A 26,499-nucleotide genomic window follows, 5' to 3' on the forward strand; every position below is an offset into this window, starting at 1 on the left:
TATTTAAGGCTTCCTTAAAATTTGTTTGCTCGCCAAAAACTTGGTGGATAATCTTTTTTAATAGGTTACGGTAAGTAGCTTCGACTTGAGGATAAAAATTGCTAGCCTCCGGATGAAGTAACCAATAGAGATTAATGAGGGGACTTGCTTCTTTAGGAGCCGAATTTTTCTTGTTACTCTCTTGGCTTGAAAAAGTAGTCCATGCATACCATTGCTTAGCGCCGTTATCGATAGCACTATGGCCAATCCTGGATCTGTAGCGCTCCAGTTCTTTTTGAGTGATTACAAAACTACGATAGATTTCTAAACGTCCATACGTCAATAAAGTAAGCATCATTAAAAGGCTCATGACATAGATAAGGATATTCATGGGTAGACCTTAAATCTTATTTATTATAAATGATGGTAAAATCAGAAAAAGGGAATGGATAGATCAAAGTAATCGGTTCTTTTCTCTCTTTAGCTTTTAGGATAATTTTAATCATGGCAGGTAACTGGTTATATTCGCTTTTCCACTCCGAGTGTTCCCAGCTGTCTGCAGGCTGAATATCTACTAATGGATAATTATCTTTATTAAAACTTCCTTGCGGCGCTTTATTGCCAACTAAAGAACGATCTTTTTGGGGAGGAATATAAAAATTGAAAGCTAAAGACTCTATACCTTCCATCAAAATTTCATTTCTCATCCTCAGAGAGGCAAGAGAGGGCCAAAATTTGGGAGAAGGAAGCGTGGCTAAACGTAGATTATCATGAACATCTACATACAGGCGTCCTAGTACATGATTAGCAAATAAAGGATCACGGTTGGGTCCAAAATGATAGGTAAAAACTAAGCTAGGATTATTAGGCTTTAATAAGCCATTAACATCTTGGCTAGTATAAAAGAAAAAATCTTTTTCCTCTGTACGGGGAGAGACCGCATGGGAAAGGATATCAGAAAGACGATTCTGCACATAAAATATCTGAAAAGCTTTAACTTGGGATTTATTGATATCTTGATTCCACCACTCCATATCACGATAAAAATGTAAAAGCAGCGTAAGGAGCAATGAGGTCAATGCCATAGCAACCATTAGCTCTATTAAGGTAATGAATTTTTTTTTATATTTCATAGAGGGGAGAAGATTGTTCGTGATCCTGAGGAGCTAATTTTGAACCTCTAAGGTCACGCAAAATGAATATTTTATATTTATAAATTAGGGCTTGCTGAGCGTTTATTTTATTTTTTGGGGTAAGGTCGGAAGTAAATTTAAAGATCAGGTGAATAAGATAGGCGGTAGACTCTTGCTGAGAAGTATTTCCCTTAGGTTTATGAATAATCGGTTCGAAATGATAGGAGCCTTTAAAAGGCAGACTTTGTAGTTGATTAAGTGCTTTAAGATCTTCTGAGGAGAGGGCAAAACTTTTTTTTTCTTCAATATCTGCCCAGTTAATCTTATTAGTAAATAAGTCTTGATAAATTTGGGCAAACAGCAAAGTCACTACGCGATCAAGCTCTATCTTCTTGATAAATTCACGTTGGGATTTAGCGATGGCAACTTGGGGGTAGATTAAAGGAAAGATGCACAACCCGGTAAGAGCAAAAGCGATAAGCACTTCCAGAAGTAAAACATGCCTTCGAGAATAAGGTCTGCTGGAGCGCTTTAAGTAGAGGCGAGGAGGTAATACTTTTGAGAGCGATACAAAAAAAGAGATAAAGGGAACTTGCATGCTTTAAATATAAGAAGTTAAATGTTTTGATTTTATCTTACCCGACTTTTTAATGTATATCCAAATGCGTTAGACTATCGACCTTAACTGCTAAAGATATTTAAGGTTTTAAGTTATCTATAGATTTTTATAAAGAATTACATTAAATAAGACTAAGGGCAGATGCAAGATTAAGCTGGATAGGAAGGGAGCAAGTCAGCACTTAACTAAAGAGTAAAGAACATCTTGTAGGTTAATATCCAAAGATAAAGAGTTTTTGCTTAGTTGTTTTTTATCAAGATCTTCTCTTTCCTTCTTAAAGAAGAAACGAAAAATATTGCGTAAATGAATATTTTTAATGGTTAAAGTTCTAGAGTAACAAAAAATCACGAGGGTTTAAGTATGGAGTATCGTCAATTAGGAAAGTCGGGCCTTCAAGTTCCTGTATTAAGCTTTGGGACAGCTACCTTTGGAGGTACTAACGAATTTTTTAAGCCCTGGGGTGAAACGGATGTAAAAGAAGCTACTAGGCTAGTTGAACTTTGCTTGGATAAGGGACTTAATTTGTTCGATACGGCGGATGTTTATTCGCAAGGCAGATCCGAGGAAATTTTAGGACAGGCTTTAAAGGGTAAAAGAGAAAAGGTATTAATTTCTACTAAAGCCACCTTCCAAATGGGTGAGGGGCCTAATGACCAGGGATCTTCCCGTTTTCATCTCATAAAAGCTTGTGAGGCTAGCTTAAAAAGGCTAGATACCGATCATATTGATATCTACTTTATGCATGCTTTTGATGCGCTCACTCCTGTGGAAGAAACTTTAGGAGCTTTAGACCATTTAATTCAAAGCGGTAAGGTGCGCTATATCGGCTGTTCTAACTTCTCCGGATGGCATGTGATGAAGTCTTTAGCCGTTTCTGAAAAATATGGCTTAGCTCGTTACGTCGTTTACCAAGGCTATTACTCTTTAATAGGACGCGATTATGAAGAAGAGCTTATGCCTCTAGGCTTAGATCAGGGCATCGGTTTAATGGCTTGGAGTCCTTTAGGATGGGGAAGGCTTACGGGGAAAATTCGCCGAGGGATGCCTTTACCCGAAGGAAGGCTTAAATCTGGCGGCGATATAGGAGGTCCTCAGGTTGACGATGAATTCTTATACGATGTTCTCGATGTTTTAGAGGAAGTTGCACAAGAAACTGAGAAAACTATTCCTCAAGTGGCCATCAATTGGCTATTACAGCGTCCTACAGTGGCTAACATCGTGTTAGGAGCACGCAACGAAGAACAGCTTAAGCAAAATTTAGGAAGCATAGGATGGAATTTGACTCAAGAGCAAGTGGCCAAACTTGACAAGGTGAGTGAAAAGATGCCTTCTTATCCTTACTGGCATCAACGCTTTTCCCGTGAAAGAAATCCTTCTCCTTTAATGAGGTAAACAATAAAAGAAGATCAATGGATTATACTCAAGAGAATTAAGAGGGGGTTTAGCGATGAGATTATCTTGTCCTTATGCATGAATAAGCTTGGAAAAAAATGTAAAAGCTTTTCTAGAAGCTGTTTTAGGGCGGATTAATAGCTTGAGTATGTAGGCTCCATGAATCTGCTAATTTAAAATGAATTTTAATATTTTTACATGAAAAATCGCCTCAGCAATTTAAAAAGAAAAGGTTGCCTATAGGCCTGCTTGCCCATACTCATTAATAGAAGATGATAAGCACATTGCCTACCAAAAATTAACTTAGTGTACAAGAGGCAGGCAAAAATTAAGAGTCAGCAATTTGTAGCAAATCGTTTGAAGCAGAATATGAATAGGGAGATGGAGAAGATAATAGTTTGCTAGCAAATAAGCGATGCTGCACCACCACGAGTATTATCTAGAATTTTGGCAGCTACTTTGGACAAGATAGGCCTCGGAGAGGTATGCGGAACCTCTGAAGCGATAAGATAACATAAAGGGGATTAAGCCAAGAGTATCGAACTTTTGTTCAAGATGTTAGTGAGATAGAAAGAAATTTTGCTTAAAAAGCTCTGAATATGAGAGAGAAGAAAAGCAGAAAAAAACCTTAATTTTTTGTTTGTATAAGCAAGTGAACTATAGTCAAGAAGAAGAGCATATAACGCAACACGTGCATTGAAATACAAGTAAAGCTAAAAACCGGATAGGCGAATGAATCTAGACAATTTATCCACTAGCTCTTTTACATTTCCTGAATTTAAAGAAATAGAAAAAAGGGAACAGGATCGAAAACTAGGCCCCTATACCGAGATTAGCTTAGAGATCTTCGAAAAACTGGGATGCCAAGACCTATGCCAGGCAAGCTTAGTCTGCAAAGAATGGAAGCGATTAGTTGAACAAACCCATTTATGGAAAAAGCTGTATCCAGAAAGCTTCGAAGTTGGTTTGCAAGAAGAGCAACCTGGTGATAAGGTACAATCCGTAGATCTTTCTTCTTGCCATTGGGACGAAACTCAAATAGCAGTGGCTCTATGGCAGGATTCTACTACTATCATTAGTGATTCGATAAAAGCAAAAGTAAATGCCGCAGCTGCTTACCTAATAGAAGAAGGCTTTGAATTAAAAGGTGTGGCTAGTGATGGAGACTGCTTCTTTAGCGCTTTTTTAGGAAGCTATGCATGCCTTTCTAGAAAAATTCCTTTATTAGACGATTGTAAAGATAAAATTCCTTATTTAAGGCAAGTGCTCGCTGATATTGTTAAACACACCGACAGCGAAAGAGCCGAAGAAATAAAAAGAAAAGCTGCTTGGATAAGTGGCTTAGGTGAAGGTGATCTATTAGCCTCGGCCTTATCTATTCCTATCAGGCTAGTAACGATTAATGAAGAGAAGTTGGTTTGTGGTATACATGATAGGCTAATCTTTTCAGAACAAGGCTTATCTGAAGAGAATAGATCGCAGGAATGGAAAACTATCCCTCAAAAAGAAAGACCCAAAGAATACATTTTTATCGTGGACTTAGGGGGTCACTTTGTGTATGCGCAGAAGCATTTAAAGCTAGACCTTTCTCTTCTATTAAATTCGAAAAGCTCTTCTACTGTTTTTCTTTCTAATTCTTTACCTATGAATGCATTAAAAAGCCCCCTAGAGACATTGGGTAGTAGGGAGCTTTTATCTGATGAGGAGATAAAAGAAGCAGAAGAAGCCTACACGCAAGCTTTAAAACTTGCTGTTGAAGAGAAAGACCCTATTCAAGAGAGCTTTTGCATAGAAAAATTAGGTGATCTTTATTTAAGAAAAGAGGCATCAGAAACGCTTTTGCAAGCGGCGGGCCTTTACAATTATGCCTTACGCCTAGCTTCTCAAGAGCGGCAAAAAGTTCTTAAAGATAGACTTTCCCAAGTTCAAAATCTTCTTGTTAAACAATGTAACGGCAAACCTTCTGATTCTAAGGTGATGAAGAAACAATTTGAAAGCAATCGCTGCACCTTAAAAATTTTTAGAGAAGAAATAGAGGAGAAAATACAAATTCTGCCTGAGAATCCTTCTTCTCAAAAAGTAAGAGAGCTTTATGCTGAGATAGCTTGTAAGATAAAAATTTTCTTTGAGCAGCTTGCAATACAAGTTTTTGACAATTTAGGGGCTGTTCCATGTGAATACGCCATGATAGCTTTTGGCTCCTTAGCTAGAGAAGAGATGACTCCTTATTCAGACCTAGAATTTGGTATTCTTATAAAAGAAGATAGTTCAGTAAATAGAGAATATTTCAAGAGTTTTACAATCCTTCTTCACTTGCAAGTGATCAACTTAGGAGAAACTATCCTTCCTGCTTTAAACATTCCTTGCTTAAAAGTCATCAATTTTTTTGACGGTGTAACATCAAGAGGCTTTGCCTTTGATGGGGCAGGAGTAGAAGGAAAAGGGTGTAAAACTCCTTTAGGCAATGGTAAGACATTTGAGCTTATACAAACTCCTGAAATGATGGCCCAGTATATTGGCAAAGATGAAAAAGGCCAGTGGTGGCATGAAAAAGAGCCTCACCTTCCGATGGAGCTTTTAACCTTTACTTATCTAATAGGTAATCCGGAATTAACTCGGCAATATGGTGAAAAACTTCAAGAGAAGCTGGATATTACTTATCGAGAAGGATTTAACCTTCGCCAGTACTTAGCTAAGAAGCACCTTGTGAAAGCTGATATGGAAGCTTTTAACCCAGGAATGGGTGATTTAGACAGGAATGGCATGCTTTTTAAAGCTAAAAATGATTTTTATCGTTTTCCTCATTTAGCTTTGGATAGGCTAGCTCTTCTTAAAAGAATAGCAGCTACCGATACTTTTACTAGGATTGATAAGCTAAGCGAGTTAGAGATTATAAAGAAAGGAGCCACTGAAAGGTTAAGGGAATGGATGAGCCTAGGATTATTCATGCGCCTTAAAACCTATTTTCATTATCAAGCGCAACAGGAGATGATGAATCCTCTCCTTAACCCCTTTGGATTTGAGGACCAAGAGCTTACTAAAAAGCAGTTTGCCTTAGATCATAAAGCTTTAAAAAAGATAAAAAAAATCTATCAGATCTTTATTCCTTTCTATCAAGCGATTACATCATTTCTAACAGGCAATGAAGGCATACTTAAATCTTCTGATTTGGAAGATAATTCGCCAAAGACACAAGGGGATATAGCCTTAAGGCTTTTTCAATATAAAAAAGCAGAAAAATGCTATCTTTTCGCAACAGAAGAAAATCCAGAAAATTCGGAGGTTTTAAGTGCTCTTGGAAACATTTACCACGATCAAGGCAATTTAGACAAAGCGGTAGAGTACAGTACTAAAGCGTTAGCTATCAACCTTAAGATTTATGGTGAAAATCATTCTACTGTGTCAGCTTGTTACAGTAATCTAGGAGCAATCTACAAAAACCAGGGTAATCTAGCCAAGGCGGTGGAGTATAGCAACAAAGCGTTAGCCATCAACCTTAAGCTTTATGGTGAAAACCATCCTAAGTTGGCCATTTGTTACAATAACCTAGGACAAACCTACCAAGAGCAAGGCAATTTGGAAAAGGCGGCAGAATACGTTAATAAATCGCTAGTCATTGATCTTAAGATATTTGGTGAAAATTATCCTAAAGTGGCCATTCGTTACAATAACATAGGGCAAATCTATCAAGAACAAGGTAATTTAGACAAGGCGGCAGAATATAATAGCAAAGCACTTGTTATTGATCTTAAGCTTTTTGGTGAAAATCATCCCAACGTAGCAAGAGATTACAACAACTTAGGAGCAATATACAAAGAGCAAGGCAATTTAGAAAAGGCGGTAGAGCATAGCAGCAAAGCGTTAGCCAGCAACCTTAAGCTTTATGGTGAAAATCATTCTAGTGTGGCAACTCATTATAACAACCTAGGGCAAATCTACAACGTTCAAGGCGATCTAGACAAGGCAGGGGAGTATATCCAGAAAGCGCTAGCCATTAATCTTAAGCTGTATGGTGAAAATCATTCTAGTGTGGCAACTTATTATAATAACCTAGGACAAATCTATAAAAAACAAGGCGATTTAAAAAAGGCGGCAGAGTATTTAAATAAAGCACTTGTCATTAATCTTAAGCTATTTGGTGAAAATCATCCCCTCGTTGCCATTTGTTATAATAACCTGGGACTAATCTACCGAGACCAGGGTACCTTAGAAAAAGCGGCAGAGTATGGCAGCAAAGCGCTTGCCATTGACCTTAAGTTATTTGGCGAAAATCATCCCAACATAGCAAGATATTACAATAATTTAGGAGCAATCTACAAAGACGAAGGCAATTTATATAAGGCGGGAAAGTATATGGTAGAGGCGCTTGCCATTAACCTTGAGCTGTATGGTGAAAATCATTCTAGTGTGGCAACTCATTATAACAATTTAGGACAAATTTATAGAGCCCAAGGTAATTTAGACAAAGCGGCAGAACATATCAACAAAGCGCTTGACATTGAGTTCAAGCTTTTTGGTGAAAATCATCTTAGGGTGGTAATTTGTTACAGCACTCTAGGACAAATCTATAAAGATCAAGGCAATTTAGGCAAGGCAGCTGAGTATAGCAACAAAGCGCTTACCATTAGCGTTAAGCTTTTTGGTGAAAATCATCCAAACACAGCAATTCTTTATAATAATCTAGGAGGTATCTATCAACAACAAGGCAATTTTGATAAGGCATTTGAGCATACTATAGTGGTTTAAATTTTAAATTTCTTACCATTAACATATACTTGAAAAAGAGTAATCAATGGTTTGAGCAAGAATAGAAAATTTGCTTAAGTTTGCTGCCACAATCTTCTTAAAATTAGCCCAAAAAGTTTCAATAGGGTTTAAATCTGGAGAATAAGGCGGTAAAAATAAAATCTCACACCCTGCCTTTTTGATAAGCTCATGAGTGGCTTGCGATTTATGGAAGGTAGCATTATCCATTATCAGAACTTGTCCTGCTTTAAGTTCAGGTATCAATATTTTTTCTAGCCAAAAGTTAAACAAAAGAGAATTACAAGTACCTGTATAACAAAAAGGAGCTAAAATTTTAGACTTCTGTTTAGCTGCTATAAAGCTTTCTCTAGCATAGGAGCTAGATCACCTTGTTTTTTCCGCTTAATCCAGTTTGTTAACGTGCGAACTTTTACGCCAAACACCTCACTAGCTGTGACCATTGAGCCGCCATTCTCTATATAATTCAAAGCTTTTTTTCTTAAATCGTGTGAATATACCATGCCAATTGATTATACATACATCCTTAGAAAAATAGAATTTAAATAATTATAGCAAAGCCTTAGAGCTCGCCTACCGCTTATATGGGAAATCATCCCACTGTAACAACATTTTGCAATAACCTACTAGGCCTCTTCTTAAAGGTTTATTTAACACAGGCTAGGCAAAAATAGTTTTTTTATAACTTTTAAGCCCTAGGGACGCCATCTAATCAGCTTTAGAAGTTATCCTATAGGTCGCTGCTGATCAAGGATCTAGAGTAACTTTTAGGCTGCCTTTCGAGTATGCTGGAGGTGCCTTCATCCTATCGAACGTTGAAAATTGTTAAAATGTTTTCTGTAGACTTAAGGAGAATCATAAACTATTACTCTTGGCTAATTTTTTCTCTTGAATTTCTTGCACGGTAGCATTGATGAGTTTTATCTCAAAATCGGCATTTTGCTTTTCCTTAGAGGTGAGGCCGGGACTGTTAGTAAGCGTACTAACGATCGGTTGAGGATAACCAGGCAAGTAGATAAACCTTTCCAGTATACCTGATGTGTTGCTTTGTGCATGCGTGGCCAGTCGCATCACTCCTTTGCTCATCACTGAGCCCTTGGAGAAAAACTTAACATCTATTTTATTGGATTCATGATGGGTTCTATTTTCATCATAAAATTCAATCAGCTGAATAGAGTGCAGAGGTTTTTCTTTATTTGTCACAAGCTCTAGTAACTTATCATCTAGATTACCCTCTACTTTAAGGCGCATGAGGTTAGCTTGATTATTTTGAGCACTCTCAAAGATAACATGCACATCAGCATTCATGATCAACATTAAGTTTTGAGCTAGCCTTAAGTAATCTACGACTAGGTCGGTTTCGGTCTTAAAGCGCTGTTCACGTAAAGCTTTATGGACATTAAAGCCTATTACTCCTAAGGTCAGAGCTAAGATTGCCATTACCATTAGCAGCTCTAAAAGGGTGATGAAACGCTTTTTGATATGCTTACTTTTTGAATAAGGTCGCATGGCTTCTTTTATATTCGTTATATTTATCCGAAGAGACATGGATAGCATTATTTTCAGAAGTGACTCTAAATTCATGCCCCCAGCCATCTTTAATCAGATCGTCAGGGTTTTTTACTAGAGGAGAGGCAATGATTACTTTCTTCCATTCAGAATCTAAGTGATCTAACAAAGCAGGATCTTCAGCGGCACTCAAATTTAAAATTGTTTCGATTTTGTCTATTGCCGCTCGCGTTTTAAAAGCTTTGCCCTCATCTAAGCTCCCTCGGTAGTTGTAAGTAATAACCCCCGCTATTAAGGCAATCAAAAACATCACAATCATAATTTCAATTAGAGTAATATATCTTTTTTTAAACACATAGGATTTCATGAAACCTCCATAGGATGCAATTACATAGTCAATGAACTTACGTCTGTTAAGGGGAGCAAAATAGCTAGTAGCACGACGCCAATAATGGTTCCCATCACGATTAATATCACAGGTTGTGCAAGCGCCATTACCCGCTCTAGTGACTTTTCTATCTCATTTTCATATATATCTGCCACCTTATTAAACATGGCAATCGCATTGCCTGATTCTTCACCTACTGCTAGCATGCGAGGAACTAGCTTAGGAATGTAACGAGAATGCATCAGTTCAGCACTTAAAGAACTTCCTTCAATAATTTTTCCTTCTGCCTTTTTTACCTCTTCTTCTAGCACAATATTATGCATCACTTCACGCGAAATGCGCAAAGAGTTGATAACGGGCAATCCTCCTTGCTGCAAAGTTCCCATCGTGCGGCAAAAGCGCGCTACACAGGTTTGAATAATGAGCGTTTTAAGCAAGGGAACTTTGATCAGGTTACGTTCAAGCCAGAGCCTACCATGGAGGCTCCGCAAGAAGTGAACAAGATAGATAATCCCCGCTAGAACTGAAGGTAGGGCAATCCACCAGTAACTCCTAAACCCTCGGCTCATTCCTAGTACAAATTCTGTAAAGCCATTTAATTGGCGATCGACAAAGATGCCCTCAATTGAAGGAACAACAAACCCTAGCAGCATAAGAATGATTAAAAATGAAAATGCAGCAAGGATAGCAGGGTAGACCATAGCTGTAATGATTTGCTTCTTCAATTTATTTTGCTTTTGCAATAATTGACTAAGTTTGTCCAGGACTATATCTAACGCTCCTACAGCCTCCCCGGCGGTAATCATTGAACAATAAAGTTTATCAAAACTATCAGGGAAGTTACCCATGCTTTGTGAGAGCGATTGGCCAGCTTTAATCTGTTCGCAAAGGCTTAAAACTACCCGATGGCAGGAGTCTGTACGGTATTGCTCTTCTAAGGCTAATAAGCTTTCATAGAGAGGAACTCCTGCACTGACTAATTGAGAGAGCTGTAAAGTAAAAGCTAAAAGGACATCACCTTTAAGGTTTTGCTTTTTAGAGATAGTTGTACGCAAGGCAAGCTTTTTTAACATGGTGCCTTGGCTGCGCAGTTTTTCCTTAGCCTCTTTTTCAGTTTGCGCTTCAATCAATCCGGTGCGTTTTTTACCCAAGGAGTCAAGGGCTTCATAGCTATATAGGGGCATAAGGTCTTAGCCCTCCTCAATGCCACGCGTGGTACGTAAAACTTCAGCAACAGTGGTAATCCCTTGTTTAGTTAGCATGCTGCCATGACTTAATAGGCTCATCATGCCTGCATGTAAAGCCACTCTTCGGAGTTCTACCGCGTCAGGGCTTTTAACAATTTGCTGCTTGACGGCATGGTTGACAAGCATTAATTCATAAATACCATGGCGTCCTTTATATCCTGAACCATAGCATGCCTGGCAGCCTGTACCATGGAAAAGATGCCCTTCCGATAAATTTTCTCTTTTTAAGCCTATATTTTGTATTTCTTGATCTGTAGGAGTATAAAAAGTTTTGCAATGGGAACATATTTTGCGTACAAGACGTTGGGCTAGTACCCCAATAATACAAGAGGAGAGTAGGTAGGGCTCGATGCCCATATCCACAAGACGGGTGATGGCAGAAGGAGCGTCATTGGTATGAAGAGTACTTAATACAAGATGACCGGTAAGAGAGGCTTGAATAGCAATCTCTGCGGTTTCTTTATCGCGGATTTCACCAATCATGATGATGTCTGGATCTTGCCGTAGAATATGCCGTAAGCCTGTGGCAAAATCTAGCTTGATTTTTGGATGGACTCCTATTTGAGCAATGCCTTTCAAATTATACTCTACAGGATCTTCGATTGTCATGATATTGGTTTCATCATTGTACATCTCGCAAATAGCGCTATATAATGTCGTGGTTTTACCACTTCCGGTAGGTCCAGTCACAAGAATAATGCCTTCAGGAACGGCGATTAATTTTTTAAAGTCCTTATAACAATTAGAGGGCATGCCAATTTTATCTAGCCCTAAAATGACATTACCTTTATCAAGAATACGCATGACAATACGCTCTCCTCCAGATACAGGAACTGTGCTGACGCGAAAGTCAATCTCACGGCGTCCCATCTTTAGCTTAAGGCGTCCATCCTGAGGAAGCCTATGCTCAGCAATATCGAGCCTAGACATCACCTTTATACGTGTGAGCAACTGAGCTTGTTGATCAGGAGCAGGACTATGACGCGCTTGTAAGACCCCGTCGATACGATATCTTACGCGCAAGCCATTTTCAGAAGGCTCAAAATGGATATCGGAGGCGCCTTGTTGGATAGCTTCTGTTAAAATTAAGTTGATAACTTTAACGATAGGGGCTTGATGCTGGCTATTGTCTAAAAGGTCATATATTTCAATTTCAGCTTCTACCCGTTCATCGCCGCGCGTGAGGTGAGCGAGCATTTCTGAAGCTTCGCCATGTTCTAAATTATAGCAATCATTGATCGAAGCAAGGATCACATCTTTAGGGCAATAAGCGGCTTTAATTGTCTTGTTGAGGATAAGACGCAATTCTTCTAAAGCTTCAAGGTGTAAGGGATCCGCTATAACGACTAACACCGTCTCTTTATCTTCTTGAAGAGGAAGGATAAAATTTTTCTTAGCAAAAGTGTAGGGGGTTTTTTTTATTAGTTCTTTAGAGATACGGAAGGAGGAAAGATCATTATAAATAACCATGCCGAATTGAAGAGCAAGATGGCGATTATGGTCATCATTTTGCTTGGGCGATTCTTTTTTTGAATGCAGTGAGCCTGAGGTTATATATTTATCTTCCGTCATATTCTCCCAAAGGTAAAGGCTCGCAGCGCTCTTGTTCTCTTCCAAAGAGAAGCTGTACCGTGCCCCGTAATAAGCGATCTTTTTCAGCATTCTTTGCTTCTTCAAGGGCATACAAGAAAGAAGGAATATCTCCTGGACGGCGTGTAAGCTCTCTATAGCGATAAAGCTCAAGATCTTCTTTGGGGTCAGCAACAATTTTGGGAGTAATACAGATAAACATCTCTACACTATTATCCGTCATTGCAGTCGAACTAAAAAGCTTGCCCAGACCAGGAATTTCTCCTAAAAAAGGGATAGAATCTTTAGCATCATCGGTAATTTTTCTTCTTAATCCTCCTAAAATAACGGTTTGGCCGTCAGGTATGCGGACTTCATTGTTAATCACCCGCCTAGTTACATCAGGCTGCGAGGGATTAAGGCCACCATTAATTGTTTCAAAGACCAGATCTGTTTGGAGTGTAATGGAATCGCCTTCCTCCTCATGATCGTCAAAATTGCTATTAGGCTCTCCCCCTAACCCTTCGTGGCTTGTATGGATGATAGGAGTGATGTCAATTCTAATCCCGTACCGTGCACGAGCGAAGGTGTTGTTAAGGGCAGTGGTATTAGTTACAGGGGTAATGATCACCCCTGTATTAACAGTGATCTCATCTTCGATAGCGATGTGGGCCTGCGTTTGATTTAAAGTCAATACTGAGGGGCTGGCGTTGATAGAAATATCTTCTTGTGAAATTAAAAATTGATACACTGCATCATATGCAGGAATCCTACTTGATTTTTTTCGATTCATAAAAAAGGTGGTAATGCCCCTATTATCAGGCAGGATTTTATTAACGAGAGGTTGGAAAAAGTTAACATTATAATCTAAGCCGGTTGCATGGGCATTTAAAGCATCCGAGCCAATCTTTAATAAATTTAAGCCAATATTATCTTGGTTGCTAATCCTTTTTTCAAAAAGGAGAATTTCAATCTGTACCATTTTTTTAGGAATATCTAATTTTCTAATTAATTCTTTAAGCTTGGGAAGAAGCTCAGCTTCTACCACCATGACAATGGCTCCTGTTTTTGGGTCTACTATAAAGTTGGTACGGCCCCCATTGGGATCGATAGCACGGTTGTTTTCTTCGTAAGGATCCGGATTAACGATATAACGGTCATTTAAATAGTAGCCTCCCTCAAAAGCGTTGAAAGGAGAGCCGTTATTTAATTCTTTTTTCCCATTCGAGGAGGCAGCAAGCTCAGGAGAAGATGATTCAGAGAAAGCTTGATTATCAGTGCGCATGCCTGGACGTTGCTGAACCATCAGAGCATAGACTTTGAGAAGAATATCGGCTAATTTAAGAGGATCAGAGTGGCGTGTGGTATACCAATGGATGACTTTTTCGCTAACTCCTCCCATGTGGCTTTCTACTTCGCAAATAATTTTTTCCGCTCTTTTAATCTCTTCGTTGGTTCCATAAAGAAAAAGAGCGGGAGTCAAGTTGCTAAGAGGAATAATACGCAGGCTGTTAGCTTCTACAGTCGAGCTGTTATTTTCGGAAGAAAAGTTGTTGGCTACGCGTGCAAGATCTAAGTGAGCAGATGTTTTTTCATTTCTTTCAGAAATCTTTCCCAGGGAAGGAGAGGTTCCCGAGAGTTGCTCGAAAACAGCGGAGAGAACTTTACTCATCTCTTCAGCCGCAATACGTTTTAAAGGGATGAGTTTATATTCTTTATCTCCCCGGTTGGCAGAGATAAAGTCATAGAGCTTGAGCAGTTCTTGAAGGTCTATCTTAGGTGCTACCACTAAAATGTCTCGACCAATCAACTGAAGAACGGTAGTGGTAGGGTTGATAAATTTATCTAAAAAATGCCAAACACGTTTGATTTCGGCAGCTTCAGGGGAAAGCATAAAAAGAACACGTGCTTCTGCAGGTAGAAGGTCTAACTCTTCTCGCTTATTAGTAATCATCTTTAAATTCGATCTATCTTGCTTAAGAAAATAGAGTTGGCGCAGGTAAGCATTTAGCTGTTTAAAACCTATGCCGTTTTGTACAAGAATTAATTCCAACATTTCATCCCACGAGGCCCGGGGAATAGGGAGATTAGAATCCACACTTAATTTTACTGTTGCAATCTCAGGAGAAAGCAAATAAACATAATTTTGAGAACCATAGTCGATAACAAGTTGCCCAATATTAGTGTCAGGTTGATGCCATAAAGAGTAACCTTCTGTAGCCGCCATTTCAGCCGACAGTTGCTGCCACCCTTTTTGGGCATCTTGAATGCTTTTACGTAAGGTGTTAATTTGAGTTAAAAGCTTGTGGTAAGCTTCTTCAGGAGCATTCATGCTGTAGAGCTTTTCCACTTCTGCATATAAATCGCGTAGCTGGCTTTGTTGCTCTTTTAGCTCATGATTGATCTCCCTTAAATATTCTTGCATCTCTGGATGGAGATCATTACTGTTTTGCGTAAAACTAGCTTTTTTCTCAGCAATTGTTTGCCCCCATAAAGGTGATAATACCCTTGTTAAGAAAATAAAAATGCTTAATAGAGAAAAGCAAAAGAAATTTTTAGTTGTTTTCATAAGCTATTCAAGGGTTCCAGAGTTTTTTCAGTTTCAAATCTTTTAGATATTATAGGGAGAGGTGGGGGAGAATTTAGATCCGCAGGGGAAGAGGTTGGCGGCAAAGAGTTATTGGAGGGTAGATCTTTTTCCTTTCCTTCTGCTTTTCTTCTACCTAAAAATGCAGAAGTAATAGGAAGCTCTAAGGGTTTAGCTTCCGAACGCGACGAATTATAAAGAGTACCTACTAACAATTGTTGCTCATTTTTACGTTCGATACCCCCAAATATGAATAATATGCCCACCAATTTGCGGGAGACATAGTCATCAACCTCTTGAGGCTTACTTAATTTTTTCCATCCGCTACTGGTTAAGATTAACCAATCTTTAGGCTTTAATAATATTCTTTTCTTACTAATCTCAAAAACAAATTGAGAATGGGTATGGGATCCTAAAAATTTAAAATTTTGTAAGGCATTCTGAGGCATCCAAGGTTCAGAAGATTTTAGAAGATTAAGAGCTATCTTGGAACGCCCCTCTATATCCCAAAGCTCTAGCTGCATCAAACGATCATCAATTTTTTTGATAACTAATAACGGGTAACCTAAAGAATCCATACCTGGCTTGACAAGTTTCCATTGGTCCTCTTTCCATATCAATGTATCCCCTAAGCCAACAAAAAGTGAATAAACCCCTTCGCCTTCGCCAAAATCAAGCCTTTGTTTACCCATATTTAGGCTATGCTCGCTGCCTCCATGATCTTCTAAAAAACGGTCTGTACCATACCATCGTGCTTTTTGGCGGGCTAATAAGCTACCGTCAACACGCCACTTTCCTATTTCCCAGGGAACATGCGTACGCACATATTCTTTTTTAGGCAAAGTAAACTCAGCGTAAGAGCAAGGTTCTTGAATGATCTGACCTTTATCATCTATCATATTGACTTTTACGCTAGCGTCTTGATCGTTTGCTGTAGCTTGAAGCCAAAGAGGGGTTGGGAGATTGTCGGGATTGAACACGTATTGCGAAGGATTTGCCTGGCGATTATAAGAAATATACATTTTCTCTGCCGGGGAAATTGAAGAAACCGAAGGATTTCCATTAAAAGCAAAATGAAGCAAAGGGAGAGCTTCTTTTGCATCGGGTCGATCATTTGTGCCGTAGTAAATTAGATGTTTGCGTAGATCGGGTAACTGCAGGGTAATAGGAAAGTGTTTTAGCTGGAGAATGGAATGCCTGATTGCATCGTAAGCCTCTTGTGTTTGACTGTAGCAGCTTCTGGGTAAGTTTCTTTTTATATCAGTAAGCGTGTTGACTGGAATTTCAAGAGGACGAGTCCAGCGATAAGCTAAAGCACTTATCAAGAGTGCTATAACTGTAAAAGTCATTGCTAAATTAACGCCAAAAAGCCATTTTTTTTCCATATCACACTTTATAGTTACCAAGGAAGAATTATAACGGATCCCCCTCATTTTGATGGAGAAATTTTATTAGATTTATGAAATTTAGTGGGTTATATGAGTGAAAGAAAGGGTTATAGAAAATTTTAATGAAAAGCCTTAAAATATCTCCTTTATATTGTTTAAGAATTTCCTAGTAGGGGATAGAGAAATAAAAATTAGTAGATAGATTTTAGCCTGTTTACAATTAGAAGCTTAGGAAGATTTGACTTGAAGCATGCCTATTGTAAAGGTTAATTCACTTTCTTTTATCAATTATTTTATTGAATATTTCTTGAAACCTGATCTATATTGACAAACAAGTAATAATACTACCGATAAGGGGGCTAAATGAACGCTGGCGAAGAGAATAAGGATCCATCTCAAGAGGGTATACAGGAAGTAGAGGCAGATCATCCTAAGAAGGGAGAGAAGAAAATCCATGGTTTGATCGATTTTGCTAAGACTAATACGAAAGATTCCATTGCTTATATTATTATGATTTTAGGCATTATTCTCTTGTTTTTTGAACAATTTTCAGGAGGAATGCTGATAGGGATTATTTCAGGACTTTATTATTCTGTAGAAATTCAAGAGCTTTTTAGCCACTTTAATGAGTTTATTGATGAGCAAGGAATCGTGAGGGGAATTGTACTAGGAGTGGTAGCTATTGCTCTATTTATTTCTGCTCCAGGGATTTTTGTAGGGGCCCTATTAGCGGTCATTGTAAAATATCTTTTTAGCCCTAGCAGTGCTTAAATTTTTTTAGCCTACACTTTACCTACTAAACCTATAACTCATGATTTAACTTTCAAAAAGAATAAATTTTTATGAGTTTTTAGGTTTTTTTGTTTTTCCCTACTGGGCTAAAGTGCGTTAAAAATTTATTAAAGAGAAGGGAGCTGCTTGTAAGCTGTTGCTTTTAAATTAAAAGTAAAGGTCAAATAAGGGATCAATAAGGTGAGTGTGATAAGAGAGAAAGTTTTGTTTAATCCTTAAAAAAATTCTCTTAAGCCTCCTTGAATGCTTGCTAAAAACTATTCTTTTCAGTAATTTTCCATTAAATTGCTATATTTATTTGAGGCATCCATTCATGGCATATATAAAAATAACAAGAGGCTTAGATATCCCTTTAAGTGGGAAACCTAATGAGCATGCGCATTCTTTATCCTCTGCAAGCCAAGTAATTTCTTTGGATGCTCCCTCTACAGTTTCTCTAGATTTAAAACCTTTTGCTGACCTGAAATTTAAGCTTCTTATTAAACAAGATGAAGCTGTCAAAATAGGCCAGCCTCTTGTAGAAGATAAGGGATGCCCAGGGAGAATGTTTGTCGCCCCTGCTTCAGGAATTATTAAAGAGATAAGGCGAGGGTATAAAAGGATCTTACAAGAGATTATAATTACTGTAAGTGAAGACCAACCTTTTGCCGAGCGCCCTGCTAAACCTCTTGAAGGAATGCCTAAAGAAAACCTTATAGAGTTAATGAAAGAAAAAGGTTTTTTTTCTAATATTCGTGTTAGGCCTTTTAATAATTTAGCCGATCCTCATAAGGCTCCGCGCTCTATCTTTGTCAAAGCAATTGAGTCGGCTCCTTATAATCCGCCGGCAGAAATGCAAGTGCAAGGCTATGAAGATGAATTTCAGCTAGGCCTAAATGCCCTTGCAAAGTTAACTACCGGTACAGTCCACTTAATTTATCGCGCAGGCTCTACATGTAAAGCTTTTATTGAAGCACAAAATGTTCAGCAACATACAGCTGAAGGGCCTCACCCTATTGGCAATGTGTCGGTGCATATCCAAGCTTTAGATCCTATCAAGAGGGCCGATGATATTGTATGGGTAGTTAATGCCCAGCAGGTGGTAGCCTTAGGATATTTTTTAGCCCATGGTCATTATCATATCGAACGTGTCATCAGTATAGCCGGTCCCGGTATTCTACCTGATCGCACAGGCTACTTTAAAGTGCAAGCAGGCTATCCCATCGCTTCCTTGTTAGCCGGACGTCTACAACCAGGCTGCCAACGTTTGATTTCAGGAGATCCTTTAACAGGACGCAAGGTAGAAGAAACTGATTTTTTAGGCAGCGAAGATTATACCTGCTGTGTATTTCCTGAAAATAACTCGCGAGAGTTTCTTCATTTTTTCAGATTAGGGATAAATAAATATTCTTTTAGTAAAGGTTATCTTTCCGGGCATTTAGCTAGATTTAAGAAAGACTATAGCTTTACAACCAATCAACACGGCGAGCAGCGCGCTTTCATTGATTCTACCCTTTACGACCAAGTTCAACCTTTAGCTATACCCACTATGCTATTAGTGAAAGCAGTCATGGCAGAAGATTATGAATTAGCAGAATTTTTAGGGTTGTTAGAGGTCTGTGGAGAAGATTTTGCTTTACCCTCCTTTGTAGACCCTTCTAAAATAGAAATGGGGGAGATTATAGATCAGGGCTTAAAACGCTATGCAAGCGAGGTCTTAGCTTAACGTAAAACTGCCTAAAAGCTACAATTTTATAACCTCGCAGATCTTGGCAAGGACAGAAAATACGCTTAGGCATTTTTCTACCCGTGTTATTAAACTTTCGGCATCCTTTTTTAGTGTCAGCTCTCAGATGGCGTGTTTATAGATACCTTTGAAGTGTCTACACAAATATACCCTTCATGCTTCTCAACCTTTTTGCTTTATCTTATTAAGCTATTACCTTCTTATTGTTTTAATTGACGGGCCAGGAATGGTGGTAGCGTTCTTTCGTTTATCTTAAACTTAAATCAGTAGTGTCATTTGGCAGCAAAAAAGCAATGGAAATATAAATTAAACACTATTTTTAAAAAATTATTATATAGTTGTTAGGGGGCTGGATTGCCGGGTACCTTCATGATCTAATTTCTTTCTCTACAGCTAAGTCTTGCGTATCTCGATCTATTTTTAAAGAGTTGGAGGGGGGATTGAGGTAATAGGTCAAAGGGGCTTTCTAATGGCACAAGTTTTTGCTCCCTTTCTTGTAATTTTTAACTCAAAAATTATTTTTCTTTAACACGAAATCGTGCATTCCATACTTAATCTTAAGCTTTTAAACTTCAAAAACATAAAAAACATTCCTTAAATTTAATTTCCGTATTTTTATCATTCGACGGTCTAAAAAAATCCCTAAGAAAAATAGGCTAGAAAGAAAAGATTTTCCTTTTCCTCTTTCATTGATTGCCTATGTTCACTTAAAGCTTTTTATCAGTCTAAGTAAGAGTCGCTTATAAGCGTATCGCTTTTTCTAAATGTGACAACCTTACGACTAGAGCTAAGAGGGTGGCTTAATTCGCTAACATTTCAGCAATTCATCCCTCAGCATCTTTACGTCCTTCCCTATCTTTTTCTCTTGCTTGTAACAAACAAGCTGTTTTTCCCATCTTGGCATAGGAATTGCAAGAAAGGTACTGCTTTAAATTCATGTTCATTCAAGGAGAATAACATTATGGAACCAGATCTTTCTTTCAATTCAAGAAACGATTTAACCAATCACTTACTCAATTTTACTGCTGTAGCAAGTAATCTTTCGGAGGAAAGCCAGGGCTCAGGCTCTCTCCCGGCTCAAGTTATGGAGGCTAAAGTCATCATGATTGGCGAAATTCATGGGCAAGCAACGGAACAGATAGGTAAGCTTGTAAATGCGGTAGCTTCTCAATATTTAAGCGAAAATAAGGGTAAGGTTAAGCTTTTAGTAGAAGGAGATATAAACAAAAGAGCAGAGTACATAGCCTCATTACGTAGTGCTTTTCGGGAGCATATCCACATCTCATCGTGGGATACAGATGCATCAAAAGCACTAATAGAGTCTTTCTATAATAAGGTTGCTAGCCCTTTTCATATAAGTTTGTGTCATGCCTTTATGGTCTATTTATCTGACTCTTCTACAAGTAACAGGAGAAAAATTGGAAATATCTTGAAGAATCTAACATCTGCGCAGATACCTGAATGGATAGAAGATAATAACCATCCATCATTACGTTCAACTGTAGAAAGCTATTTAGATGACTTAAAAAGTCTTTTCCAAGAACTTCAATCTCATGTCAATCAAAAGGAAGCATCCTTAAGCTTCTTATACTCTTTAAGGCTATATGTAAAAACGTTTCACGAAATAGTAAGAGAAATAACGATACAACCGATTCCTGAGCGTAACAGGGGGATGGTAGAAAATATTCAGCAGAGTCTAAGCTCTGCTGATAAAATTATAGTCATTGCAGGCAAGGCTCATCTTTTTGGCAGTGATGCTTTTTCTGAAACAGAAAAGGTTTTTATCAAAGAGGGCATTCAAATGGTGAGGGAAAGCCTATCACAACCAGAAACTCCCTATATAATCTTGGATGCGCCTTCATTAAATACTTTTACTGAAACAGAAGAGCACATTCAGACTCAACCTATTCCTCCTGAATGGCTGAATGATTCTGTACCGTCCGATGCTGAGAAGAGGGAATCGCAAGCGAGCAATAAAACAGAAGATCTCTCCCCCACAGAGATTATTTCTCATGCCTCTAGTTCTTCAGTAGCTGCTGCAGAGACCGATGAATCTCAGAAAGAAGAGATACAGGCTAGCGAAGCTTCAGCAGAAAGCGGCCAAGATGCCATCTATCAAGCCCTTATAATAAATATTGAGCATATACAAGCAGTAGATAACAGAAAATCTCTAGCTTTACAATTTAAAGGAAGTTTTGATGCAATATGGGGAGAGATAGAAAGGAAAAAACGTATCGCTACGGAAGATGACATCATGTTAGCTAAACTTTTAACTGTTACTATAAACAAATTGCTCGAATTGAAATAAAGCCAAGCTCTTTAAGAATGGAGAAGGAATTAAGGTAAACTTTTGATAACATTTTGTCTTACTTGTTTAAACTCTATCTAGATAATTTTTTTGAAAAAAGAAAGCTTGAATGCTGCAAGATATGTGGAAAGGAGAGGATAAGATGGGTGTAATTAAAAGTGTTGGCAAGATAAGGAAGGATTAATACATACTGAAAGCGTAGCAAAAGGAGGTTGCATATGCTTAACGAAGAAGAAGTTAATAATGTAGTAAATCGCTTAAAGAATCATCCCAACTTATTAGAATCCATTAGAGAATTATTAGATATTACCGAAGGAATTAAAGGGATTGAAGTGGCGGATGATGCTGAATTTGCTCTTATTCCCGAAGTTAGGGGTTTAGGGAAAAAATGCCTTGAGGATTGGGCAGAGCATCAAGTAAATGAACAAGAAGCTAAGGCTCGGGAAATGAAATTAAGACAGCGTTCAAAAAAAAACTAAGTTGGTATACGACATTTGGGATAGTAGGCATGGAAGAAAGATGCTTCTTACAAGCAGGAAAATTGATTAGACCCTTTTCCTTATCTTCCAAGGTTAGATGTAGAGGGTATTCTTTACCGTTAGAGCGAGCAATAACCGACTTTGGAGCAGATATTACGTTTGGAAAAGTAGGGGAAAAGATGAAGGAGCATTACGGAATTGAAGCTTCTTCTTCCATGGTTAGATTGATTGCCCAAAAGCATGCAAGCAAAATAGCTAAGCTAAAAAAAGAAGCGGTTAGTCAAGAAGCAATCATTATCAATGAAACAGATGGGAGTATGGTACCCATTGTGGAGATAGACGAGATTGACAAACAAGCAAAAAAAGATGCAAGAAAAGCAAGGAAAGTGTGTTGGAAAGAAGCCAAACTAAGTTTGGCGAGAGGCAAGGACAGAGCCAACCGCTTTTATGCTGGTAGTATTGGAACGGCAGAACAAGCAGGTCAACAGATGCTAGAATGTGCTCTTATAGCGGGTCTGAAAGAAAGCAGCTATGTGCATGCCATAAGTGATGGAGCGCCGTGGATAGCTGAACAAATAAAACTAAAGTTTTGCAATCGAAGCGGCCACTTAATTGATTTTTATCATCTATGTGGATATTTATCCGAGGCTGCAATTTGGTGCAATATTTTTGAGCCAAAAAAGTGGTTAGAAGAAAGTAAAGAGAAGTTAAAAGCTGGAAAAAGCCGAGAAGTTTTCAAAGAGATTGAAATTAAGTTCAAGGCGCTAGATCATCCTGAGCAGGAGAATGGCTTAGTGAGATGTTATAGATATATGGAGAAAAGACTGGATATGATGAATTATAAAAGCGCTTTAGATAAAGGCTTACCGATTGGGTCAGGTGAGATAGATAGAAAGTAGCCATAGGCATGTGGTACAAAAGAGGCTGAAAATAGCGGGAGCTTGGTGGAAGGCAGAAAATGCTAATGCGATGCTAAGCTTAAGAATAGGTAGATTAAATGGTCATTGGGAAGCTTACTGGAATTCCTACAAGGCTGCTGCTTAAAAAAGATTGCCAACACTTTTGTTTACACCCGGATAAGATGAAGTATAAACTATTTTGTGTCTTTTTTAAAAATTTTATCATAGAATACTTTCTCTCAACTATTCATGATACGGCGCCTTAATCGGCAGGTTGCAAAATAGCTTTTTTCTTAAGGTCCCTTATCGGGTTAATATATTTCAAAAGTTTTTTAATATAGGTTTTTCCATAAGGCCTTGTCTTTGGCTAAATTTTTCCATTGATGGTATGTTAGTTCAAGTTCAAGAAGGCAGAAAGCTTGCAAAAAAGAAAAAATATGTAATAGCAGCTCATCGAGAAGCTGTTTTATAGATGTAACAGTAGACTCATTGGGGGAAATAGTAGCCCCATTTTTATGGTTACCAGCATTTGTCAATGTATTTAGCACTACTACGTTACAACGCCTATGTTGTGCTTGAATTTTTGAATGTAATCCTTTAATAATTATCTACTTAGAAAACAGCTGTCAAAGTCGGGATTATCATTTGCCCTTTTTGCCAAGCTATTCATGACTCATCTAAAAGGCTATTTTTTGATACTTCTTAAACCTAACGAAGTAGGATTAGTTCGACCTGAATTAACCTAAAAAATTTCTTCATTGCATCCATTTTAGAAAGAAAAATTGTGAAATTTCTTTTCGTACTAAGCGAAAAAACTGAAAATCCAAGAATTTTTGCTGATGAGCATGAAAATTGGCTAAAAATTAAGAGTTTTAGAGCAGGAGGTAGCCTTCCAGGTAGAGTGATAAAGCAATTAAAAAAGAAAATGAGCTTTTTTAGCCTGAATAAAGACGCTTGGGAGAATTTTTAGCGGCTAGCCAGTTGTAAATTAAACGCATGTTATGGCCAATTCCACATAAAATGGCGTTAAAACAATCTCCTAACCGACTTTTAAGATAATTGCGTCCCAGTTTGCCATCATTCTTCATATGGTCGATATGAGGTTCTATCGCTTGGCGTCTTTTGATTTGGGATTTAATCCAATGTGTGAGGCCTTTTCTTTGCCCAGAGATAAATATGGTTTTACCTTCTACTGTATGGCCTCGATAGCCTTTATCGACAAACGCTACTTCGATGTTCTTGCCGCTATTATGCTTAAGCTTTCTTAATGGCTTCTTCAAGTGTGTGCCCATCGTACGGGTTATCATGGATGGCTCTAAGATCTAAAGCTAACCCCTCTTGATGAGTGATGACTAGCGAAGCTTTGCGGCCAAATTCATATTTTTTCTCCACTTTGCCTTTAGCAATACATTCTACATGAGGCTCATGCAGGCTATACACCTTAGGTGAATCGTTTCTTTTTTGGTTAAAAATACGTTTAATAGTGTCTAAAAGAAAGGCGCTTTCCTGATCTAGATTTTGTCCTTCTATCTTTCTTTCAAAATCTCGTATTACTCTTCCCAAATAATTATGCAGCCTTTTTTCTTCTCTTTTAGCTCTTTTCAGCTGACGGGCATGGGCATAGCGAGCACGCATGCACAATGCTGTCTTAGCTAGCTTTTTGTAGGTTTGGCGCAAAGTGATTTGGCAATTATCGGCCATTTTCACAATCACTTGAATAGACTTAAAGTAAAGCTTGGCATCGGTAGGAAAAGCGATAGCTTTAGGCATTACGGTTGTATCGGCAATGACTTTTTTAAGGCTTCTTTTTTTCACTGCGCCTGTCAAAACAGCTGCTGCAATCGTCCCTTGTAAAATCTTGCTAAGTCCAGCTTCGCCTAATCTATGCCTCCATTTAATTAAAGAAGTAGGATGGATAGGCAGCGCATGATGCCAAAAGCCATACCCACAAAAGTATTGCCAATAAGGATTTTCTACCCATCGATAAACTACATTTTTATCCGAAAGTCCATACATGTGTTGCAAGATAAAGAGCCCTACAACTAGCTTTACAGGTTTAGCTGGCTGCCCTATCTTTTCTACAAACAGCTTATCAAACTCTTCTTCCAGCTGCTTCCATTCAATCAATTTGGATAGCTGGATAAGAGGATGATCTGGATTAAGTTCATCGCTAAAGCGGGATTTAGAAAGAGGGCCTTGTTGGTTATCTAGTTTGATTGGTTTCATAGTAAACTTTGCAAGAAATTAAGAGCTTTAAAATGATTTATACGTAAAGAAATCATAGCAATTGAGGGGAAAAAATGCTCTCAAAATATTGTTCCAGCATGAAATACTCTTTAAATCATGTCGGACTATTTACCATCTCATCTCCTTGATTATCATGTTCAAAGAACGTTTTGTGTAAAGTATGTAAGCGGTCAAGGGGTATACCTAGCTTTAGATGTGATTCTGCGGGCATCTGTAAAGTCAAAAATGCTTGCAAATAGCTGTTTTTTCTATTTACTGCACTTATTATTTTACGTTATTGCCTTAGCATCAAAAGCATTAAGCAATGCTAACCCTCGTGACCGCTTACTAAATTATTACCAACGACAAACTCCACTTTACTCTTGTTTGTAGGTTGGCTTGCTTTCAAAAATAAGATTAAGAATTTATTATTCTCTTCATGTATTTTACAGGTTTCATGGCAGACCTATATATTTTGCTAACTCAAAATTTCGCTCCACCTGTTTTAAGGACCCTAAAAATGTCATTATTTTTTCATATCCGCGCTTTGCTCGATGGGCTGCAAAATAGCTCTCTTTGTAAGGCTCCTCATCAACCCAATATTTTTCAAGATGCTTTCGACAAAGATTCTTCCATAAAGTCTCGTCGTTGGTCAAATTTTTCCATCGATGGCATGTCAGTTCAACTTCTAAGAGGTCGAAAGCTTGCAAAAAAGAAAAAATATGCAATAGCAGCCCATCGGGCAGCGGTTTTATAGATGTAACAGTAGAATCATTGGGGGAAATAGTCGTCCCATTTTTATTGATATCAGCATTCGTCAATGTATTTACCATCTTTTCTCTTTGATTATCATGTTTAAAGAACGTTTTGTGTAAACTATTAGCTGTTGCAAACTCCGCTTTACTTTTGTTTGTAGGTTGATTTGCTTTCGAAAATAAGGTTAAAAATTTATTATTCTGATCATATGTTTTACAGGTCTCACGGCAGACCTATACCCATATATATTCCTAGCTCAAAGTTTCTCTCCACCTTTTTTAAAGACCCTAAGAATGCCATTGTTTTTTCATATCGGCGTTTTGCTCGATGGGCTGCAAAATAGCTCTCTTTGTAAGGCTTCTCATCAACCCAGCATTTTTCAAAATGTTTTCGACAAAGATCCTTCCATAAAGTCTCGTCGTGGGCCAAATTTTTCCATCGATGGCATGTCAGTTCAACTTCTAAGAGGTCGAAAGCTTGCAAAAAAGAAAAAATATGCAGTAGCAGCTCATCGGGCAGTTGTTTTATAAATGTAACAGTAGAATCATTGGGGGAAATAGTCATCCCATTTTTATTGATATCAGCATTTGTCAATGTATTTACCATTTTCTCTCCTTAATTAGTGTGTTCGCAGGACATTTTGTATAAATTATTAGCATCTACAAACTTTGCTTCACTGTCTTTGTAGTGTGATTTGCTTTCAAAAATAAGATTAAGAATTTATTATTCTTCTCATAT

Annotated in this window: 23 protein-coding genes; 7 read left to right on the top strand and 16 right to left on the bottom strand. The window is 38.1% G+C overall.

The window, feature by feature from the left end:
* The 3 genes from DB42_RS03040 to DB42_RS03050 all read right to left on the bottom strand — a co-directional run.
* Positions 1-370 (bottom strand): hypothetical protein (locus DB42_RS03040; RefSeq protein WP_044881686.1); only part of this gene is annotated, 370 nt, incomplete at its 3' end.
* A 16-nt stretch (positions 371-386) separates the two neighbouring features.
* Positions 387-1,064 (bottom strand): hypothetical protein, encoded by a 678-nt coding sequence (locus DB42_RS03045; RefSeq protein ID WP_155117402.1) that lies wholly within the window; start codon positions 1,062-1,064, stop codon positions 387-389.
* Positions 1,065-1,101: 37 nt separating this feature from the next.
* Positions 1,102-1,710 carry a hypothetical protein gene (locus DB42_RS03050; RefSeq protein ID WP_052435941.1) on the bottom strand — a complete coding sequence of 203 codons (609 nt, stop codon included), beginning with the start codon at positions 1,708-1,710 and terminating at the stop codon, positions 1,102-1,104.
* 381 nt (positions 1,711-2,091) lie between these two features.
* On the opposite strand from DB42_RS03050, the gene DB42_RS03055 reads away from it, so the two are divergent.
* Together DB42_RS03055 and DB42_RS10295 are read left to right on the top strand one after the other, a co-directional pair.
* Positions 2,092-3,123 (top strand): aldo/keto reductase, encoded by a 1,032-nt coding sequence (locus tag DB42_RS03055; RefSeq protein ID WP_044881688.1) that lies wholly within the window; start codon positions 2,092-2,094, stop codon positions 3,121-3,123.
* 732 nt (positions 3,124-3,855) lie between these two features.
* Positions 3,856-7,869 carry a tetratricopeptide repeat protein gene (locus DB42_RS10295; protein ID WP_052435942.1) on the top strand — a complete coding sequence of 1,338 codons (4,014 nt, stop codon included), beginning with the start codon at positions 3,856-3,858 and terminating at the stop codon, positions 7,867-7,869.
* 18 nt (positions 7,870-7,887) lie between these two features.
* Here DB42_RS10295 and DB42_RS03065 read toward each other — a convergent pair whose 3' ends face one another.
* The 8 genes from DB42_RS03065 to DB42_RS03095 form a co-directional block, all read right to left on the bottom strand.
* Positions 7,888-8,226 carry a transposase gene (locus DB42_RS03065; protein WP_080502700.1) on the bottom strand — a complete coding sequence of 113 codons (339 nt, stop codon included), beginning with the start codon at positions 8,224-8,226 and terminating at the stop codon, positions 7,888-7,890.
* Positions 8,223-8,390: an IS630 transposase-related protein gene (locus tag DB42_RS10815; protein WP_080502701.1), complete on the bottom strand. Its 168-nt coding sequence runs from the start codon at positions 8,388-8,390 to the stop codon at positions 8,223-8,225. The genes DB42_RS03065 and DB42_RS10815 overlap by 4 nt, the downstream gene beginning before the upstream one ends.
* Before the next feature lie 352 nt (positions 8,391-8,742).
* Positions 8,743-9,396, bottom strand: coding sequence for a Tfp pilus assembly protein FimT/FimU (locus tag DB42_RS03070; RefSeq protein WP_044881690.1), 654 nt, complete (start codon positions 9,394-9,396; stop codon positions 8,743-8,745).
* A complete protein-coding gene (locus DB42_RS03075; RefSeq protein ID WP_044881691.1) occupies positions 9,374-9,763 on the bottom strand; it encodes a type II secretion system protein in 390 nt (129 codons plus the stop codon). The genes DB42_RS03070 and DB42_RS03075 overlap by 23 nt, the downstream gene beginning before the upstream one ends.
* A gap of 20 nt (positions 9,764-9,783) precedes the next feature.
* Entirely contained in the window at positions 9,784-10,968 is a 1,185-nt protein-coding gene (locus tag DB42_RS03080; RefSeq protein ID WP_044881692.1) for a type II secretion system F family protein, read from the bottom strand.
* Positions 10,969-10,974: 6 nt separating this feature from the next.
* A complete protein-coding gene (gene gspE, locus DB42_RS03085) occupies positions 10,975-12,603 on the bottom strand; it encodes a type II secretion system ATPase GspE (RefSeq protein WP_080502702.1) in 1,629 nt (542 codons plus the stop codon).
* Positions 12,590-15,169 (bottom strand): type II secretion system protein GspD, encoded by a 2,580-nt coding sequence (locus DB42_RS03090; protein ID WP_039386173.1) that lies wholly within the window; start codon positions 15,167-15,169, stop codon positions 12,590-12,592. The genes gspE and DB42_RS03090 overlap by 14 nt, the downstream gene beginning before the upstream one ends.
* Entirely contained in the window at positions 15,166-16,572 is a 1,407-nt protein-coding gene (locus DB42_RS03095; protein ID WP_052435943.1) for a hypothetical protein, read from the bottom strand. The genes DB42_RS03090 and DB42_RS03095 overlap by 4 nt, the downstream gene beginning before the upstream one ends.
* Before the next feature lie 366 nt (positions 16,573-16,938).
* Here DB42_RS03095 and DB42_RS03100 point away from each other — a divergent pair, with 366 nt between their 5' ends.
* The 5 genes from DB42_RS03100 to DB42_RS03120 all read left to right on the top strand — a co-directional run bounded on the left by DB42_RS03100 (position 16,939) and on the right by DB42_RS03120 (position 22,779).
* Positions 16,939-17,346, top strand: a complete 408-nt coding sequence (locus DB42_RS03100; protein ID WP_044881693.1) for a hypothetical protein — start codon at positions 16,939-16,941, stop codon at positions 17,344-17,346.
* A gap of 334 nt (positions 17,347-17,680) precedes the next feature.
* Entirely contained in the window at positions 17,681-19,072 is a 1,392-nt protein-coding gene (locus tag DB42_RS03105) for a Na(+)-translocating NADH-quinone reductase subunit A (protein ID WP_044881694.1), read from the top strand.
* 982 nt (positions 19,073-20,054) lie between these two features.
* Positions 20,055-21,401, top strand: a complete 1,347-nt coding sequence (locus DB42_RS03110) for a hypothetical protein (RefSeq protein ID WP_044881695.1) — start codon at positions 20,055-20,057, stop codon at positions 21,399-21,401.
* A 218-nt stretch (positions 21,402-21,619) separates the two neighbouring features.
* Positions 21,620-21,880 (top strand): hypothetical protein, encoded by a 261-nt coding sequence (locus DB42_RS03115; protein ID WP_042240358.1) that lies wholly within the window; start codon positions 21,620-21,622, stop codon positions 21,878-21,880.
* A gap of 29 nt (positions 21,881-21,909) precedes the next feature.
* Positions 21,910-22,779 carry a hypothetical protein gene (locus DB42_RS03120; RefSeq protein WP_044881696.1) on the top strand — a complete coding sequence of 290 codons (870 nt, stop codon included), beginning with the start codon at positions 21,910-21,912 and terminating at the stop codon, positions 22,777-22,779.
* A 332-nt stretch (positions 22,780-23,111) separates the two neighbouring features.
* Here the strand turns inward: DB42_RS03120 and DB42_RS03125 are convergent, their stop codons facing one another.
* The 5 genes from DB42_RS03125 to DB42_RS03145 form a co-directional block, all read right to left on the bottom strand.
* A complete protein-coding gene (locus tag DB42_RS03125; protein WP_162180746.1) occupies positions 23,112-23,327 on the bottom strand; it encodes an F-box-like domain-containing protein in 216 nt (71 codons plus the stop codon).
* Positions 23,328-23,714: 387 nt separating this feature from the next.
* Positions 23,715-24,059, bottom strand: a complete 345-nt coding sequence (locus DB42_RS10820) for a hypothetical protein (protein ID WP_080502704.1) — start codon at positions 24,057-24,059, stop codon at positions 23,715-23,717.
* Positions 24,034-25,005 carry an IS5 family transposase gene (locus DB42_RS03135; RefSeq protein ID WP_080502705.1) on the bottom strand — a complete coding sequence of 324 codons (972 nt, stop codon included), beginning with the start codon at positions 25,003-25,005 and terminating at the stop codon, positions 24,034-24,036. Before DB42_RS03135 ends, DB42_RS10820 begins: the two co-directional genes overlap by 26 nt.
* 455 nt (positions 25,006-25,460) lie before the next feature.
* Complete coding sequence (locus DB42_RS03140; RefSeq protein ID WP_044881699.1) at positions 25,461-25,838, bottom strand: F-box-like domain-containing protein; 378 nt, start codon at positions 25,836-25,838, stop codon at positions 25,461-25,463.
* Between the two features lie 145 nt (positions 25,839-25,983).
* Entirely contained in the window at positions 25,984-26,367 is a 384-nt protein-coding gene (locus tag DB42_RS03145; RefSeq protein ID WP_044881700.1) for an F-box protein, read from the bottom strand.
* Between the last annotated feature and the right edge of the window lie 132 nt (positions 26,368-26,499).

Source organism: Neochlamydia sp. EPS4 (assembly GCF_000813665.1).
Classification (GTDB): domain Bacteria; phylum Chlamydiota; class Chlamydiia; order Chlamydiales; family Parachlamydiaceae; genus Neochlamydia.